The organism is Methylopila henanensis (genome assembly GCF_042681025.1).
Lineage (GTDB): Bacteria > Pseudomonadota > Alphaproteobacteria > Rhizobiales > Methylopilaceae > Methylopila > Methylopila henanensis.
In genome coordinates this window covers 467090-482977 of sequence record NZ_JBHUER010000001.1, presented here as the reverse complement: position 1 = coordinate 482977, position 15888 = coordinate 467090, and the positions used below count along the sequence as shown (strand labels likewise).

18 protein-coding genes are annotated in these 15888 nt (G+C 70.0%); 5 read left to right on the top strand and 13 right to left on the bottom strand.

Translation table 11 applies throughout. The features are described from left to right. Positions 1-37 precede the first annotated feature (37 nt). Positions 38-1138, top strand: a complete 1101-nt coding sequence (locus ACFSCV_RS02385) for an anhydro-N-acetylmuramic acid kinase (RefSeq protein WP_378796613.1) — start codon at positions 38-40, stop codon at positions 1136-1138. 4 nt (positions 1139-1142) lie between these two features. Here ACFSCV_RS02385 and ACFSCV_RS02380 read toward each other — a convergent pair whose 3' ends face one another. Genes ACFSCV_RS02380 through trpC form a run of 4 tightly spaced genes read right to left on the bottom strand, consistent with a single transcriptional unit; the run spans position 1143 to position 4033 of the window. Beyond that, the gene (locus ACFSCV_RS02380; RefSeq protein WP_378796612.1) at positions 1143-2360 is read right to left on the bottom strand and encodes a molybdopterin molybdotransferase MoeA; all 1218 of its coding nucleotides are present in this window, start codon (positions 2358-2360) and stop codon (positions 1143-1145) included. Further along, positions 2357-2857, bottom strand: a complete 501-nt coding sequence (moaC, locus tag ACFSCV_RS02375; protein ID WP_378796610.1) for a cyclic pyranopterin monophosphate synthase MoaC — start codon at positions 2855-2857, stop codon at positions 2357-2359. Before moaC ends, ACFSCV_RS02380 begins: the two co-directional genes overlap by 4 nt. Positions 2858-2864: 7 nt before the next feature. After that, positions 2865-3212: a hypothetical protein gene (locus tag ACFSCV_RS02370; protein ID WP_378796608.1), complete on the bottom strand. Its 348-nt coding sequence runs from the start codon at positions 3210-3212 to the stop codon at positions 2865-2867. A 14-nt stretch (positions 3213-3226) separates the two neighbouring features. Next, entirely contained in the window at positions 3227-4033 is an 807-nt protein-coding gene (gene trpC / locus ACFSCV_RS02365) for an indole-3-glycerol phosphate synthase TrpC (protein WP_378796606.1), read from the bottom strand. A gap of 116 nt (positions 4034-4149) precedes the next feature. Here trpC and ACFSCV_RS02360 point away from each other — a divergent pair, with 116 nt between their 5' ends. Then, the gene (locus tag ACFSCV_RS02360) at positions 4150-4782 is read left to right on the top strand and encodes a LysE family translocator (protein WP_378796605.1); all 633 of its coding nucleotides are present in this window, start codon (positions 4150-4152) and stop codon (positions 4780-4782) included. A 4-nt stretch (positions 4783-4786) separates the two neighbouring features. Here the strand turns inward: ACFSCV_RS02360 and trpD are convergent, their stop codons facing one another. The 8 genes from trpD to pqqA all read right to left on the bottom strand — a co-directional run bounded on the left by trpD (position 4787) and on the right by pqqA (position 11209). Further along, positions 4787-5803: an anthranilate phosphoribosyltransferase gene (gene trpD, locus ACFSCV_RS02355; protein ID WP_378796603.1), complete on the bottom strand. Its 1017-nt coding sequence runs from the start codon at positions 5801-5803 to the stop codon at positions 4787-4789. A gap of 13 nt (positions 5804-5816) precedes the next feature. Then, positions 5817-6434, bottom strand: coding sequence for an anthranilate synthase component II (locus ACFSCV_RS02350; RefSeq protein WP_378796601.1), 618 nt, complete (start codon positions 6432-6434; stop codon positions 5817-5819). 78 nt (positions 6435-6512) lie between these two features. Then, entirely contained in the window at positions 6513-7673 is a 1161-nt protein-coding gene (locus tag ACFSCV_RS02345; RefSeq protein WP_378796599.1) for a DUF2865 domain-containing protein, read from the bottom strand. A 138-nt stretch (positions 7674-7811) separates the two neighbouring features. Further along, entirely contained in the window at positions 7812-8996 is a 1185-nt protein-coding gene (gene pqqE / locus ACFSCV_RS02340; RefSeq protein WP_378796751.1) for a pyrroloquinoline quinone biosynthesis protein PqqE, read from the bottom strand. Positions 8997-9071: 75 nt separating this feature from the next. After that, entirely contained in the window at positions 9072-9353 is a 282-nt protein-coding gene (gene pqqD / locus ACFSCV_RS02335; protein WP_378796597.1) for a pyrroloquinoline quinone biosynthesis peptide chaperone PqqD, read from the bottom strand. Continuing rightward, a complete protein-coding gene (gene pqqC, locus ACFSCV_RS02330) occupies positions 9350-10102 on the bottom strand; it encodes a pyrroloquinoline-quinone synthase PqqC (RefSeq protein ID WP_378796595.1) in 753 nt (250 codons plus the stop codon). The genes pqqD and pqqC overlap by 4 nt, the downstream gene beginning before the upstream one ends. A gap of 22 nt (positions 10103-10124) precedes the next feature. Further along, complete coding sequence (gene pqqB / locus ACFSCV_RS02325) at positions 10125-11072, bottom strand: pyrroloquinoline quinone biosynthesis protein PqqB (RefSeq protein ID WP_378796749.1); 948 nt, start codon at positions 11070-11072, stop codon at positions 10125-10127. 56 nt (positions 11073-11128) lie between these two features. Further along, positions 11129-11209 carry a pyrroloquinoline quinone precursor peptide PqqA gene (gene pqqA / locus ACFSCV_RS02320; RefSeq protein WP_128776471.1) on the bottom strand — a complete coding sequence of 27 codons (81 nt, stop codon included), beginning with the start codon at positions 11207-11209 and terminating at the stop codon, positions 11129-11131. Positions 11210-11484: 275 nt separating this feature from the next. On the opposite strand from pqqA, the gene ACFSCV_RS02315 reads away from it, so the two are divergent. The 3 genes from ACFSCV_RS02315 (at position 11485) to cimA (ending at position 15218) form a co-directional block, all read left to right on the top strand. Further along, entirely contained in the window at positions 11485-12051 is a 567-nt protein-coding gene (locus tag ACFSCV_RS02315; RefSeq protein ID WP_378796593.1) for a thioesterase family protein, read from the top strand. Between the two features lie 198 nt (positions 12052-12249). Next, complete coding sequence (cysS, locus tag ACFSCV_RS02310) at positions 12250-13608, top strand: cysteine--tRNA ligase (protein ID WP_378796591.1); 1359 nt, start codon at positions 12250-12252, stop codon at positions 13606-13608. Further along, entirely contained in the window at positions 13605-15218 is a 1614-nt protein-coding gene (gene cimA, locus ACFSCV_RS02305) for a citramalate synthase (protein WP_378796589.1), read from the top strand. The genes cysS and cimA overlap by 4 nt, the downstream gene beginning before the upstream one ends. Here the strand turns inward: cimA and ACFSCV_RS02300 are convergent. Beyond that, the gene (locus ACFSCV_RS02300) at positions 15206-15886 is read right to left on the bottom strand and encodes a DUF599 domain-containing protein (RefSeq protein WP_378796587.1); all 681 of its coding nucleotides are present in this window, start codon (positions 15884-15886) and stop codon (positions 15206-15208) included. The two genes, cimA and ACFSCV_RS02300, sit on opposite strands and share 13 nt — an antisense overlap. Positions 15887-15888 lie beyond the last annotated feature (2 nt).

Sequence of the window (15888 nt, the reverse complement as noted above, 5' to 3'; positions counted from 1 at the left end):
GCGGCTAAAGTGACGAGCGAGAGGCACGGAGCGGCGGATGCGTGCGATCGGACTGATGAGCGGCACTTCCTTTGACGGCGTCGACGTGGCTCTGGTGGAGACCAACGGCGAACGGATCGAGGCGTTCGGGCCTTCGGGCTATCGCCCCTACATGGCCGCGGAGCGGCGCGTGCTGTCGCAGGCGCTGTCGGACGCGGTCGCGATCGAACGACGGACCGAGCGGCCGGGGGCCGTCGCGGAGGCCGAGGCCGTCGTGACGGCGGCGCACGCCGAGGCGGTCGAGCGTTTTCTGCGCGAACACCACATCGACGTCGACGGCGTCGATGTGGTCGGCTTCCATGGCCAGACGGTGCTGCACCGGCCGGAGGCGGGGCTGACGGTCCAGATCGGCGACGGGCCTGCGCTCGCCCGGCGGCTCGGCCTGCCGGTGGTCTACGATTTCCGCGCCGCGGACGTCGCGGCCGGCGGGCAGGGCGCGCCGCTTGCGCCGACGATCCACCCCGTGCTGCTGCGGGGGCTCGACCTGCCGCGTCCGCTCGCCGTGCTGAACCTCGGCGGCGTCGGCAACGTCACCTTCATCGGCGCGGATGGCGAGCTCGTCGCCTTCGACACCGGCCCCGCCAACGCGCTGATGGACGACCGCCTCATGCGGGAGACCGGGGAGGCCTTCGACCGCGACGGCGCGATCGCCGCCTCCGGAACCGTCGATGAAACGGCGCTCGCGCGGCTCATGGACGACGCCTATTTCGACGTCGCGCCGCCGAAGTCGCTCGACCGGAACGCCTTCAGCGCCGGGCCGACCGAAGCGCTCCCGCTCGCCGACGCGCTGGCGACGCTCGCCGCCTTCACGGTCGAGACGGTGGTCCGCGCCGCGGCGCATCTGCCGAAGCCGCCGGTTCTCTGGATCGTCGCCGGCGGCGGCGCGCGCAACCCGACGCTGCTCGATCTGCTGCGCCGGCGGCTCGGCGCCGACGTGCGGACCGCGGATGCGGTCGGCCTTTCGGCGGACGCGCTCGAGGCGCAGGCCTTCGCGGTGCTCGCGGTGCGCAGCCTGAGGGGCCTGCCGCTGACCTATCCCGGCACCACCGCCGCGCCGCGCCCGCTGACGGGCGGCGTGCTCGCGCGCCCGGACGCCTGACGCCTCAGAGCGGGTACGGCAGCTCCAGGATCAGGCAGGGGTCGCCAGCGGATGCGGCCGGCGAGTTCGGCGCGCGCACCAGCAGGCATTCGGCGTCGGCGAGCGGCCGCAGCATGGAGGAATCCTGCCGCGGGAAGGCGGTCGCGACGGGACGTCCCGCGTCGTCGACGCTCAGCGCCGCGCGCATGTAATCCTCGCGGTGGTCGTTGGCCGGCATGTCGCGGCCGAGCCGCGCGGGCCTGAGCCCGGGCGTGGCGTCGGCGCGCCCGGACAGCTTGCGCAGCGCGGGGACGAGGAACAGCAGCGCGCAGACGATCGCAGAGACCGGGTTGCCCGGCAGGCCGAGCACAAGCGTCGCGCCCTTGCGGCCCGCCATCATCGGCTTGCCCGGCCGCATGGCGATTTTCCAGAAGTCAAGCGCGACGCCCGCCTCCTCCAGCACGGGCCGGACGAGGTCGTGGTCGCCGACCGAGGCGCCGCCGAGCGTGACGAGGATGTCGGCCTCGGCCGCGAAAGCGCGTTCGACCGCGGCCCTGATGGCGGCTCGGTCGTCCGGGGCGATGCCGAGGTCGATCGCCTCGCCGCCCTCGCCGGCGACGACGCCCGCGATCGCGAAGGAGTTCGAGGCCACGATCTGGTCGGGGCCGACATCGGTTCCGGGGGCCACCAGTTCGTCGCCGGTCGCGAGAATGGCGACCCGCGGCCGGCGGGCGACGGAGAGCGCGCCATGGCCGAGCGCCGCGGCGAGCGCGAGGTCGCGCGCGCCGAGCCGGCGTCCGGCGTCGAGCAGGGTTTCGCCGGCCTGGAAATCGAGACCCGCGCGGCGGATGTGGCGGCCGGCGACCGCCGCTTCGCGCGGCGTGACGGCGTCGCCGTCGCGGGTCGCGTCCTCCTGCAGCAGGATCGCGTCGGCGCCCTTCGGGACCGGCGCGCCGGTGAAGATGCGGGCCGCCTCGCCGGCGCCGATCTCGCCCGCGAAGCTCCGCCCAGCCGCCGATTCTCCGACGACCTTGAGCCGCGCTCCGACCGCGGCGTCGGCGGCGCGCACCGCGTAGCCGTCCATGGCCGAGCAGTCCCAGGGCGGCTGCGTGCGCAGGGCCGCGAGCGGCGCGGCGAGCGTGCGCCCGAGCGTGTCGCCGAGGGCTACGGTCTCCGCCGGCTTCGGGTTCAGTCCGTCGAGGATGCGGGCGCGGGCGTCGACGACCGGCAGCAGCGCGCTCACGAAAACTCCTCGACGCGGAAATCGCCGGAGCGGCCGCCGGATTTTGCCTTCAGCCGCACGCCCTCGATGCGCATGCCGCGGTCGACCGCCTTGGCCATGTCGTAGATCGTGAGGCAGGCGACGGTCACAGCGGTCAGCGCCTCCATCTCGACGCCGGTCGGCCCGGTGGTCCGCGCCGTCGCCGTCACGACGACGCCGGGCAGCGCAGGGTCGGGCGCAAGCTCCACGGACACCTTGGACAGCAGCAGCTGGTGGCAGAGCGGGATCAGCTCGTGAGTGCGCTTCGCCGCCATGATCCCCGCGAGGCGAGCGGTTCCCAGCACGTCGCCCTTCTTCGCCTCGCCGGACACGACGAGGTCGAGCGTCGCCGGGGCCATGATCACCCGCCCCTCGGCGGTCGCCTCCCGCCGGGTCGCGTCCTTGTCGCCGACATCCACCATGTTCGCCTCGCCCGAAGACGAGAGATGCGTGAGTCGCGGGGCGTTCTGATCGGACATGGGGCTCTCAGGGCGTGATTGCGGACACGACGTCCGCGACGACGGCCCCGAACACGCCGCAACCGGTCAGGATCAGGCCCGCAAGATAGAGCTTTCGGGCGCGGTCGTAGATCGGCCGCGCGAGCCCTTCGATTGGCAACAGAAGCGCGAGCGCCCAGATCTGCAGAATCGAGCCGCAGATGATCGCGCCGGCCGGCGCGGCGTCGTGAAGTCGCCAGGCGCCGGGGCTCGACGCCCATTGCGACAGGAATCCCAGCGAGAACGACGCCGTGATGCCGAACGCCGTGATGGTGCCGTTGCGGAACACCGCCTCGATGTCGGGCTTGGCCTTGTCCGGGTCCGCTTGTTCGGTCATGGCGCGAGGCGCGGTCAGGCGGCGACGTCGGCGGGCGCCAGCAGCGCGCGGGTCGCCGCCGCCACGTCCGCCTGCCGCATCAGGCTCTCGCCGACCAGCAGCGTGCGGCAGCCGACGTCGGCGAGCCGCGCCACGTCGGCGGGCGTGAAGATCCCGCTTTCGCCCACGAGGATGCGGTCCCGAGGTGTCGCCGCGGCGAGCCGTTCGGTCGTCTCCAGCGTCACATCGAAGGTGCGGAGGTTGCGGTTGTTGACGCCGACGAGCCGGCCGCCGAGCGGCAGCGCCCGCTCCAGCTCCTCGGCGTCGTGGACCTCGACCAGCGCGTCCATGCCGAAATCGGCGGCGGCTGTCATGAGATCGCGCGCTTCGGCGTCGGTGACGGCCGCCATGATGATCAGGATGCAGTCCGCGCCGAGCGCGCGCGCCTCCGCCACCTGATAGGGCTCGTACAGGAAGTCCTTGCGGATCACCGGCAGCGCGACCGCTTCGCGCGCGGCGACGAGATAGTCCGGCGCGCCCTGGAAGGAGGGGCCGTCTGTCAGGACCGACAGGCAGGCCGCGCCGCCTTCGGTGTAGGCGCGCGCCAGCGCCGGCGGGTCGAAATCCGCGCGGATCAGGCCTTTGGACGGGCTCGCCTTCTTGATCTCGGCGATGAGCGCGGTGCGGCCCGCGTCATGCGCGTGCTCGATCGCGCGCACGAAGCCGCGCGGCGCGGACGCGCGATCGGCCGCCTTCCTGACCGCCTCGAAGGGACGGGCGGCCTTGGCGTCGGCGATCTCGCGCCGCTTGTAGGCTTCGATGCGGGCGAGGATGTCGGTCATCGGCCATCGCTTCCGGTGATCGCGCGCTTCAAAGCTTTGCGTGAGCGCGCAGGCTGCCGACGATCTATGGTCCAAAACCGCCGACGCCCGCAACCTCGCGTCGGGGAGCGAACGCCATGCCCGACGCCTCGACCCTCATCGCCTTCGCCGCCGTGTCGCTCGGCATGGTGCTGACGCCCGGTCCGAACATGCTCTACCTGATCTCGCGCTCGCTAACGCAGGGGCCGGGCGCCGGGCTGATCTCGCTCGGCGGCGTCGCGCTCGGCTTCGTGTTCTACATGGTCTGCGCCGCGTTCGGCATCACCGCGCTCGTCATGGCCGTGCCCTACGCCTACGACGCGCTCCGCATCGCCGGCGCGCTCTATCTCGGCTGGCTCGCCTGGCAGGCGCTGAGGCCCGGCGGCTCCTCGCCGTTCCAGCCGCGCCCGCTGCCGCCGGACGGGCCGCGGAAGCTGTTCCTGATGGGCTTCCTCACCAATCTGCTCAATCCGAAGATCGCGATGCTCTATCTCGCGCTGCTGCCGCAGTTCATCGATCCGGCGCGCGGCTCCGTGCTCGGGCAGACGCTGACGCTCGGGGCGACGCAGATCGCCATCAGCGTCGGGGTGAACGCGCTGATCGCGGTCAGCGCCGGCGCGATCTCGAGCTTTCTCGCGCGGCATCCTTTGTGGCTGCGCACGCAGCGCTGGCTGATGGGGCTGGTGCTGGGCGGGCTCGCGCTGCGGCTCGCGTTCGACAGCCGGCGCTGACGGGTCAGCCCGCGTTCGACACGCGCACCAGCGCGTCGAGCCTGGAATAGGCGGCCCCGGTGTCGAGCGCGCTGGCGGCGAGCGCCGCGCCTTCCGCGAGCGTCTTCGCCCGCCCGGCCACGATCAGCGTCGCCGCCGCGTTCAGGATCGCGACGTCGCGATAGGCGTTCTTCGCTCCATCGAGCACGGCGCGCAGCGCGACGGCGTTCGCGGCCGCGTCGCCGCCCTTCAGCGCGTCGGAGGGATGGCGCGGCAGTCCGGCGTCCTCGGGCGTGATCTCGAACGTCGTGACGTGGCCGTCCTCCAGCGCCGCGACCTTCGTGACGCCTGCGGTGGTGATTTCGTCGAGCCCGTCCGAGCCGTGCACGATCCAGGCCTTCTCCGCGCCGAGCGTCTTGAGGGCCTCGGCGATCGGCTCGACCCATTTCTCGGCGAACACGCCCACCATCTGGCGACGGACGCCGGCCGGGTTCGAGAGCGGGCCGAGCAGGTTGAAGATCGTGCGTACGCCGAGCTCCGCGCGGGCGGGGCCCACATGGCGCATGGCGGCGTGATGGTTCGGCGCGAACATGAAGCCGATGCCGGCCTCCGCGACGCAGGCGCCGATCACCTCGGGCGAGGCGTCGACATTGACGCCGAGCGCGCGCAGCACGTCGGCGGAGCCCGACTTCGACGACAGCGCGCGGTTGCCGTGCTTGGCGACGGCCACGCCGCAGCCCGCGACCACGAAGGCCGTGCAGGTGGAGACGTTGACCGAGCCCGCTCCGTCGCCGCCGGTGCCGACGACGTCGACGGCGTCCGCGGGGGCGATCACCGGCGTCATCTTCGCGCGCATGACGGCGACCGCGCCGGCGATCTCGTCGACGGTTTCGCCGCGCAGCCTGAGCGCCATCAGAAAGGCGCCGATCTGCGCCGGCGTCGCCTCGCCGGACATGATGTGGTCGAACGCCGCCTCGGCCTCGCCGCGCGACAGCGGACATCCCTCGGCGACATGGGCGATGACCGCCTTGAAGTTCTCCACTGCGCGCCGCCCGTCAGCCTGCGAGGCGCGCGGGGTCGCGGCGGGAGGCGTTCCAGACGCGCGCGGATTCCAGGAAGTTGCCGAACAGGGTCGCCCCGTGCTCGGACGCGATGCTCTCGGGGTGGAACTGGACGCCGTGGATCGGCAGCTCGCGGTGCGACAGCCCCATGATCAGGCCGTCGTCGGTTTCGGCCGTCACCTCGAGCACGTCCGGCAGGCCGTCCCGCCGCACCACCAGCGAGTGATAGCGGGTCGCGCGCAGCGGGCCGTTGACGCCGCGGAACACGCCGCGGCCGGCGTGGTTGATCCGCGCGAGCTTGCCATGGACCGGAACCGGCGCGCGCTCCACGATCCCGCCGAACACCTCGCCGATCGCCTGATGGCCGAGGCAGACGCCGAAGATCGGCGTCGTCGCGGCGGCGCGCGCGATCAGCTCGCAGGAGACGCCGGCCTCGCGCGGCGTGCAGGGGCCGGGTGAGATCACGATCGCGTCCGGACCCTCGGCCAGAACCTCGTCCACGCTCACCTTGTCGTTCCGGTGCACGGTGACGGTCGCGCCGAGCGCGCCGATCGCGTGCACGACGTTCCAGGTGAAGCTGTCGTAGTTGTCGATCAAGGTGACGGCGGTCATCGCTCTTCTCCGGCGCGCGCAATCAACGCGGGGAGGGCGGCGGCGTCAAGGGCCGCGGCGCCGGAACCGCCAAGCGGATCAATCCTCCGGCAGGCCGGACGGGGCCCGCTCCACGGCCGGACCGTCGAGCGGACGACGCTGCACGTCGCCGCCGCGGGTGATCGGCGCGTCGTCGGTGATGATGACGTCGTTGCGCGTGCGGGGCGCCGCCGGCCGCGATTCCGTGGCGAAGGGCGCGTCGGCCGGAGCCTGCTCAGACGCCGGGCGCTGCGCGCGCGCCTGCGGGTTGGGGCGTGTCGACTGCCCCGGCGCGGAGCCCGGCCGCGACATTTCGAGCGCCTTCTGTTCGTCGACGACGATGTCGCCCTTCTTGACGGTCTTGTCCTCGACGCCCGCGAGCGCCTCGGCCCAACTCATGCCTTCCGGTTTGCACGAGCAGCCCGCGACGAACTCCTTGCGGTAGCGGAACGCGTTCTGGAGCTTGGCGTAAGGTTCGCCGTCGACGCTCGTCGCCTGCTCCATCTGCCCGCCGGGATTGGGATAGGCGTAGAGCCGCGCCTCTGCGCCCGGGCAGGTCGCCTCGCAGATGCCCTCGTCGCGTTCGAAGGCGTTCCGGGTGGTCTGGAACGAGATCGGGAAGAAGAATCCGTCGCAGGTGCGGACGCAGACCGTACGGAAGGTCGACACCCGCGGCGTCGACTGCGGGTCCATCTCCGGCTCGACGATGGTCTCCTCCTGCGCCGGCGCGTTCCCGCCGCCGAACAGCATCTCGAAGAAGCCCTTGCGCTCCTGCGGGCGCTCGACCCGGCGTTCGACCAAGCGGTACTGCGGCCCGCACTGGTTGCGGGCGAGGGCGAACAGCAGTTCGCGCCGGCGGGGGTCGCCGCCGCTCTGCGACGCCTGCTGGGCCTGCGACATCAGGCGGTCGAGGTTGACCTCCATCTGCTTGATGCGGCGCTGCACGTCCGCGCATTCCGGCGGCGGCGACGAAAACAGGAAGCCACGGCCGCAGCCGAGGCCGCGCGCATAAGCCTTGGTCCGGTCGAGTTCGTACTGCTGCCGGTTGGCGTCGCGCTCGATCTGGCGGGGGTCTGCGCGGCGCGCGCCGCCGCGGTCGAGCGAAGCGAGCTGCGCCTCGAGCCGCAGACACTGATCGGAGCCCTGCTGCGCCAGCGCGTCCCCGGTCGCCGCCGTCAGCGCGAGCGCGACGGCTGCGATTGCGACGATCCTCGACCTCATCCGCATCCTTTCAGGCGATTCGACGCCGTCTGCGGCGCCGGCCCCGACCCGTACATACCTCTTCGAGGCCGCTGCGCACAGGGCCGCCGGAATGAGACGGAAGTGAGGATGCGGCCTCACATTGGCCGCCCGGCCCGCTCAGTTCGGCGCGAGGTTCGCGCCCGAGGAGTTCGAACGGGTGATCTCCACGCGCGGCCCGCCCTTCGCCCCTCCGAAGCTGCGGTAGACGTAGTCGGACTTGCCGGAATCCGCCGCCTTCAGCGCCAGGGAGGTGATCTTGGCGTGGTGCGGCGAGAGCGAGCAGGCGGGGTCGGCGTTGGCCGGATCGCCGGTGATCGCGAGCGCTTGGCAGCGGCAGCCGCCGAAGTCGATCTCCTTGCGCGGGCAGGAGGTGCAGGGCTCCTTCATCCAGCTCGTGCCGCGATAGGCCTCGAAGGCGGAGCCATGCTCCCAGATCTCCGACAGGCTCTTTTCGGTGACGTAGTCGAACACGAGATGGGGAATCGTTTCGGCTGCGTGGCACGGCAGCACTTTGCCCTGCGGCGTGACGTTGAGGGATTGCTTGCCCCACCCGCCGACGCAGGGCTTGGGGCGGCGGGCGTAATAGTCCGGCACCACGGCGTCGATGACGAGCTTGCCCTGAAGCTCCTCGCGCAGCCGCTCGACCGTGTCGGCCGCCTTCATCACCTGCTCGCGCGTCGGCATGAGCATGTTCCGGTTCTCGAGCGCCCAGCCGTAGTACTGCGAATGCGCGATCTCGACACGGCGCGCGCCGAACTCCAGCGCCATGTGCACCAGCGCCTCGATGTTCTCGATGTTGGCGCGGTGGATCACGGCGTTGATCGTGAGCGGCAGGCCGAGCTCCAGCACGTGGCCGGCGAGAACGCGCTTCTTCTCATGCGCGCCTTTCAGGCCCGCGATGCGGTCGGCGTTGTCGGGCAGCGCGTCCTGGATCGAGAGCTGGACGTGATCCAGCCCAGCGTCCGCCAGCTCCTGCAGCTTCTCGCGCGTGACGCCGATGCCCGAGGTGATGAGGTTGGTGTAGAGCCCGACCTTCACCGCATGTGCGGTGAGCTCGACGATGTCCTTGCGCGCGGTGGGCTCGCCGCCGGAAAGGTGGAGATGCAGCACGCCCATGGCGGCGGCTTCCGAGAACACCCGCTTCCAGGTCTCGGTGTCGAGCTCGACCGAACGCTTCTCGAGATCCACCGGATTCGAGCAGTAGGGGCAGGAGAGGGGACAGCGGTGCGTCAGCTCGGCCAGCATGCCAAGCGGAGCCGGCGGCGCCACGCGGGTCGCCGAAGCCGGGTTCGGAACGGTCATGTCGTTCATGGACGCTTCTCCCGCGAGCGGGCCCGGAAGCCCGTCCGCCGTTTGGGCTGCGAGGCGGACGCCGCCTCAGCCCAGATCAAGCACGCGCTTGTTCGCGAGATCCGCGAGCATCGCCTTGACGTCGGTCTCGATCGTCTCGCGCGGAGCCGCATAAGCGGTGGCGAGATCATCGACGATCTCCGCCACCGTCTTCACTCCGTCGCAGCGCTCCAGCACCGCGACCGCGATCGCGTCCGGCTTGAGGACGCGCTCCGGCGCGAGCAGGAGCCATTCGTTGCGCACTTCATCGCGGCGAAGACGCACGCCGCGCGGCAGTTTCGGCACCGCCTCCGAAGAGACCTCGGTCATTCCGCGGCCTGTCGCGACGCGCCGTCCTGGGCCTGGAACGCGTCCGGCCAAGGCTTCGCGTAGATGTAGCCGTGCTCGAGCGCGTCGAGCATCGTCCACAGCATCGAGCACTTGAATTCGAGCGCCGCGATCGCCGCATCCTGAGCTTCGCGCGTCTTCGCGTGCTCGATGACGTAGGCGAGCGCGAAGTCGCTGTCGCGCTTGGCTTGCACCGGACGCTTGTTGAAGTAGGCCAGCGTCTCCGGGGTGACGTAGTCGTAATGGGCGAGCATGCCCTCGGAGCGGACCTTGATCACCGAAGGCGAGAACAGCTCGGTGAGCGACGAGGCGATCGCCTCCAGCAGCGGACGGTCGCGGCAGAACGAGATGTAGGACGTCACCGCGAACTTGGTGGCGGGCAAAGCGAGCCGGCCGGAGACCACCGTCTCGCGATCGAGGCCGAGGTCGTCGGTGAGCTTCAGCCACTTGGCGATGCCGCCCTCGCCCTCGCGTTCGCCGTCATGGTCGATGATGCGCTGGCGCCATTCGCGGCGGTCGGCGGCGCTCTCCATCCGGGCGAGGATGTGCGCGTCCTTCTGCGGAATGCAGGCCTGGTAGAGATAGCGGTTCAGCGCCCAGGCCTCGACCTCGGTGCGCGAGCACTGGCCGGACTGCAGGCGGATCTGGAACGGATGAAGGCTGTGGTACCGCCGGGCGCCGACGTCGCGGAGACGCGCCTCAAGTTCGGCAGGCGAAAGCAGCTCGGGCATTCCGACAGTCCTCCGCAGATCGTTACGCCGCGGTTGATCCGCGGTCGCCATGGGCCTGAAGCGCCCCGGCGAAGTCGCCCAGCGCGACCTCCAGCCCGTCTTCCGAAACCTCCCATCCGGCGGCCTCGACGGCCTGCCGCTGGGGCGAGCCCTCGATCAGGATGGGGTTGGTATTGTTGATGTGAATGTAGATCTTCCGGCCCACATTCACACCCTTGAATTCTTCCAACGAGCCGCCTGCGCCCGACAGCGGGACATGGCCCATGCGCCGGCCCGTCTTCACGCCGACGCCAGCGCGCTGCATCTCGTCGTCGTCGAACACCGTGCCGTCGAAAAGCAACGCGTCGGCGCCTTCGACCCGGGCGCGAACCTCGTCGTTCACCACCGCGCATCCGGGAATGTAGACCAGCCGCGATCCCCCTCTGCGCACGTCCACGCCGACCGTGTCGCCGCCGACGTCGCCGATCTTCAGGCTCTCGGTCTCCATGTAGAGCGGCACTTTGCCGGGCACGCCGAAGAACTCGATCGTCGTGTCGTCGATTTGGAACGTCGCGCCGAGATCGACCGTCCGGCGCGCCACCACATCCTTGGCGAGCACGCCGTAGACCGGATTGGCGTCGATGATCGCGGAAATCTCTGAGGTGGCGTAGATCGTGAGCGGCGAGCGTTCGCGCAGCGTGATCAGACCGTCGACATGGTCGACGTCGCCATTGGTCAGCACGACCGACCGGATCGGGCTGTCGCGCAAGCCCCTGGGCTGAACCTGCGGGGTCGCGAGAATCTGCGAGCGAAGATCGGGCGAGGCGTTGAACAGCGTCCAACGGTCGTCGCCGGTCTCGATCGCGATCGAGGACTGAGTGCGGGACTTGACCCGGGGGTCACGGTCCCACGCCAGCGCGCACACCGGACAGCGGCAATTCCACTGGGGAAAGCCGCCGCCGGCGGCGGAGCCGAGAACGACGATCCGCAACGTCATGGCGTCAGCCTACGAAACGATCGTCGAACCCGAAAACCATTCGACTGGGCTCAGAGCTCAGCCGGGGAGTACGACGTCACTTCGAGGCCGACGGGGGTCTCTTCGACGATCGGGGCGGTCCAGATGGCCATTGTAGCCTCCTAAGGGTTTCCTAAGACTTTCACGCTGGGAGCAACGTTCGAATGTTGCTTTGCGCAGGATGGAAGGTAGCTTTGGCGCCCTGATTGCGCCAGCGATCGGCGGCTTAAATCTTCGTAATGAAACCGCTTCAATCTCAAGAAACTCTTATGCCGCGCTGCGGCAGGCGCATGCGCGCGACAGGCCGCCGCCTGTGTTACCAAGGGCGCCGCTTGTTCGTTCCCAGGCTGCGCCTCGACCACCGCATCGCCGAAAGTTCTATCCGCCCATGAATCTCTGGCTGCGCCTACTGTGGCTGATCGTGACGTTCCGGTTCCGGCCAAAGCTGACGCCGCCGCTCGACGTCTCGAATCTCGCCTTCCGGGTCTGGCCGCACGACCTCGACCTGTCCGCGCACATGAACAACGGGCGGTACTGGACCCTGATGGACCTTGGGCGCACGGACATGATCCTGCGGTCGGGGCTCTGGCGCGCGGTGCTCGCGCATCGCTGGACGCCGGTGGTGAGCGCGGGCGAGATCCGGTTCCGCCGTGAGCTGCGGCCGTTCGCGCGCTTCCGGCTTCGCACCGCGATCGCGTCGTGGACCGAGACGCATCTCGTGATCGAGCACCGCTTTCTGGGCGAGGGCGACGCCGTGGCGGCCATCGCGCTGGTGCGAGCCGCGCTCTACGACCGCGCCGCCCGCCGCTTCGTGCCGATCCGGGAACTGATGGCTGAGGTCGGGGTCGTGGCGGAAAGCCCGCCGCCCGCGCCGGAGGTCCAGGCGTTCCTCGCCGCGGAGGACGCCCTGCGCGCCGTGACGGCCGAGGCGCGCGATTCGCAGCCGTCTGCGTAAGGGACGCCGCGGCCGGGCGTCCGCCGCGATCGCTTGACGCAGAACATCCGCTCAACCATTGTCCCGCGCCATGAAGATCGCGACGCCCCGCATCAACCGGATCGTCATTATCTGCGCTTAAGCGACAGGCTGAGCGCGGCGGTTTTTCTTTGTCGTCAAGAGAACAGCGGCGCCTCCGGCCGACGAGGAGGATGGGGCGTGACTGCGCTCAGGCTGTACAATTCGCTCACCCGGTCGAAAGACGTCTTCACGCCGATCGATCCGCGGTCGGTCCGCATGTATGTCTGCGGCCCGACTGTCTATGACCGTGCGCACATCGGCAACGCGCGCCCCGTCATCGTCTTCGATCTGCTGTTCCGGCTGCTTCGCCACGTCTACGGCGCGGAGCACGTCACTTACGTCCGCAACATCACGGACGTCGACGACAAGATCAACGCGCGGGCGGCCGAACGCGGGATCACCATCCGCCAGCTGACCGAGGAGACCGCGAAGGGATTCCATCAGGACGTGGCGGAGCTCGGCGCGCTCAGGCCGAGCGTCGAGCCGCGCGCGACGGAGTTCATCTGCCGCGGCGGCGACGATCTCGACATGGTCAAGCTGGTCGAGCGGCTGATCGCGCGCGGCCACGCCTATGAGGCGGACGGGCACGTGCTGTTCGACGTCGCTTCCATGCCGGCCTACGGAAAGCTGGCGCGCCGCTCGCTCGACGAGATGGAGGCCGGCGCCCGCGTCGAGGTCGCGTCCTACAAGAAGGGCCCGATGGATTTCGTGCTGTGGAAGCCCTCGAAGGAGGGCGAACCGGCATGGGACAGTCCGTGGGGGAAGGGGCGTCCGGGATGGCATCTCGAGTGCTCGGCGATGTCGGCCGCGCTGCTCGGCGAGGTGTTCGACATCCACGGCGGCGGCATCGATCTGATCTTCCCGCACCACGAGAACGAGATCGCGCAGTCGACCTGCTGCTTCGGACAGGAGCGCATGGCCAACGTGTGGATGCACAACGGCTTCCTGCAGGTCGAGGGCGAGAAGATGTCGAAGTCGCTCGGCAACTTCGTCACCATCCGCGAGGTGCTGGCGGACTGGCCGGGCGACGTGGCGCGTCTCGCCATGCTTTCGGCGCACTACCGGCAGCCGATCAACTGGACCCTCAAGGGGCTCCAGGAGGCGGAGAAGACGCTCGGCGCCTGGTTCGACGCCGCGGCGAGTGACGCCGAAGCGCGCCCGGCGCCCGGCGTGGTGGAGGCCTTGGCCGACGACCTCAACACGCCGCGGATGATCGCCGAGATCCACCGCCTGCGCGCGGAAGGCGGGCGCAAGGCGCTCGCCGGCACATTGGCGTTCCTCGGCTTCCGGCCTGACGTTTACGAGGCCTGGAAATCCGAGCGCGCGCCGCAGGCCGGGTTGCCGGTCGAGGAGATCGAGCGCCTGATCGACGCGCGCCTCGCCGCGCGCCGCGAGAAGGATTTCGCCGAGGCCGACCGGATCCGCGACGAGCTGCTCGCCGCCGGCGTCACCCTCAGGGACGGCGCCGGAGGCACCACCTGGGAGGTGGCGCGGTGAGCGCGCGCGAGCGGCTCTACCTGTTCGACACCACCCTGCGCGACGGGGCGCAGACGGCGGGCGTCGATTTCACGCTGCAGGACAAGATCATGGTCGCGCGCCTGCTCGACCGCTTGGGCGTGGACTACGTGGAGGGCGGCTTTCCCGGCGCGAATCCCGTGGACACCGAGTTCTTCTCGGCGTCCCGCACCGAGCGCGCGGTCTTCACCGCCTTCGGCATGACGAAGCGGACCGGCCGTTCGGCGGAGAACGATCCCGGCCTGCAAGGGGTGCTGCAGGCCAGGGCCGCGGCCTGCTGCTTCGTCGCCAAGACCTCGGACTTTCATGTCGTCCACGCGCTCGGCGTCACGCTCGACCAGAATCTCGAGCAGATCCGCGACACCGTCCGCGCCGCCGTCGCCGCCGGCAAGGAAGCGATGATCGACTGCGAGCACTTCTTCGACGGGTTCAAGGCGAACCCGGCGTACGCGCTCGCCTGCGTCCACACCGCGCGGGAGGCTGGGGCGCGCTGGGTAGTGCTGTGCGACACCAACGGCGGCACCCTCCCGGACGAAGTCGCGGCGATCGTGCGGGAGGCGATCCATGCGGCGCCGGGCGATCATCTCGGCATCCACGCCCATGACGACATGGGGCTCGCGGTCGCCAACTCTCTGGCCGCTGTCAGCGCCGGCGTGCGCCAGATCCAGGGCACGCTGAACGGGCTCGGCGAGCGCTGCGGCAACGCCAACCTCGTCACCCTGATCCCGACGCTGAAGCTGAAGCCCGATTTCGCCGAGCGGTTCGAAATCGGGGTGTCCGACGAGGGCCTGGCGTCGCTGTCGCAGCTCTCGCGCGCCTTCGACGAGCTGGTGAACCGGCCGTCGAACCGCTATGCGCCCTATGTCGGCGCCAACGCCTTCGCGACGAAGGCGGGCATCCACGCCTCCGCGATCCTGAAGGACCCCCGTACCTACGAGCATGTGGCGCCTGAAAGCGTCGGCAACCGCCGCCGCCTGCTGGTCTCGGACCAGGGCGGCAAGTCCAATCTGCTGGCGGAGCTCGCGCGCGTCGGAGTCGAGGTCGACAAGGCCGACCCGCGGCTCGATCTCCTGCTGGCGACGGTCAAGGAGCGCGAGGCGCTCGGCTATTCCTACGAGGGCGCCGAGGCGTCCTTCGCCCTGCTCGCCAAGCGGGCGCTCGGAAGGGTCCCCGACTTCTTCTCGGTCGAAAGCTTCCGCGTGATGGTCGAGCGCCGCCACAACGCCTTCGGCGAGCGGGTGACGGTGTCGGAAGCGGTGGTGAAGGCGATGGTCGACGGAGATCCGTTGATGACCGCGGCGGAAGGCATCGGCCCCGTCAACGCGCTCGACGTCGCGCTGCGCAAGGACCTCGGCCGGTACCAGCCCTACATCTCCGACCTCAAGCTGACGGACTACAAGGTCCGCATCCTGAACGGCGGCACGGAGGCGGTGACGCGGGTTCTGGTCGAATCGACCGACGGCGACGGCGAGGTCTGGACCACGGTCGGCGTGTCGCCGAACATCATCGACGCCTCGTTCCAGGCGCTGGTGGACAGCGTGACCTACAAGCTGCTGAAGGCTGGCGCGCCGGCGGAAGGTCAGCCGTCGTAGCTCGCCGCCTCGAGCGGTTTCGAGTCGAACTGGCGGCGGTGCAGGATGATGGTGACGACGGTGGTCGTCGCCATCAGCGCCCACGGGCTCGCGAACCATCCGAGATAGGCTAGCGAGAAGAACACGCCGCGCAGGCCGCGGTTGAAGTGGCGGCCGGCCTCGATGTTCATCCGCGCCGCGCGCTCGATCGCGACCGCCGTCTCGACCATGCCGATTTCCTCCCGGGGCGGCGTGCAGACGACCAGGATCGAGCAGTAGTTGAACAGCCGATAAGACCAGACGAACTTGAAGAAGGCGTAGACGAGGATGGCCGCCATCCCCAGCACCTTCACGTCGTAGACCTCGCGAGTCATGGCGATGCCGAGCGGCAGATAGGAAAACACCTCGATCGCCTCTCCGCTGGCGCCGAGCGCCGCGAAGCAGCCGCCGACGGCGATCAGCGTGGTCGAGGCGAAGAAGGCGGAGCCGTTCTGGAGGCCCTGCATCGCGATGGCGTCGGGCATCCGGTTCTCGCGCGCCGCCATGCGTCGCATCCAGTCGCGGCGGCGCAGCTCCATCACCGAGTTGAGGCTCGCGGGCGAGTGCTCCGACCAGGCGAAATGGCCGAACCAGACCAGCAGGAAGTAGCCGATCGCGATCAGGTTCGAGAGGTCGTAAAGCGAGTTCATGG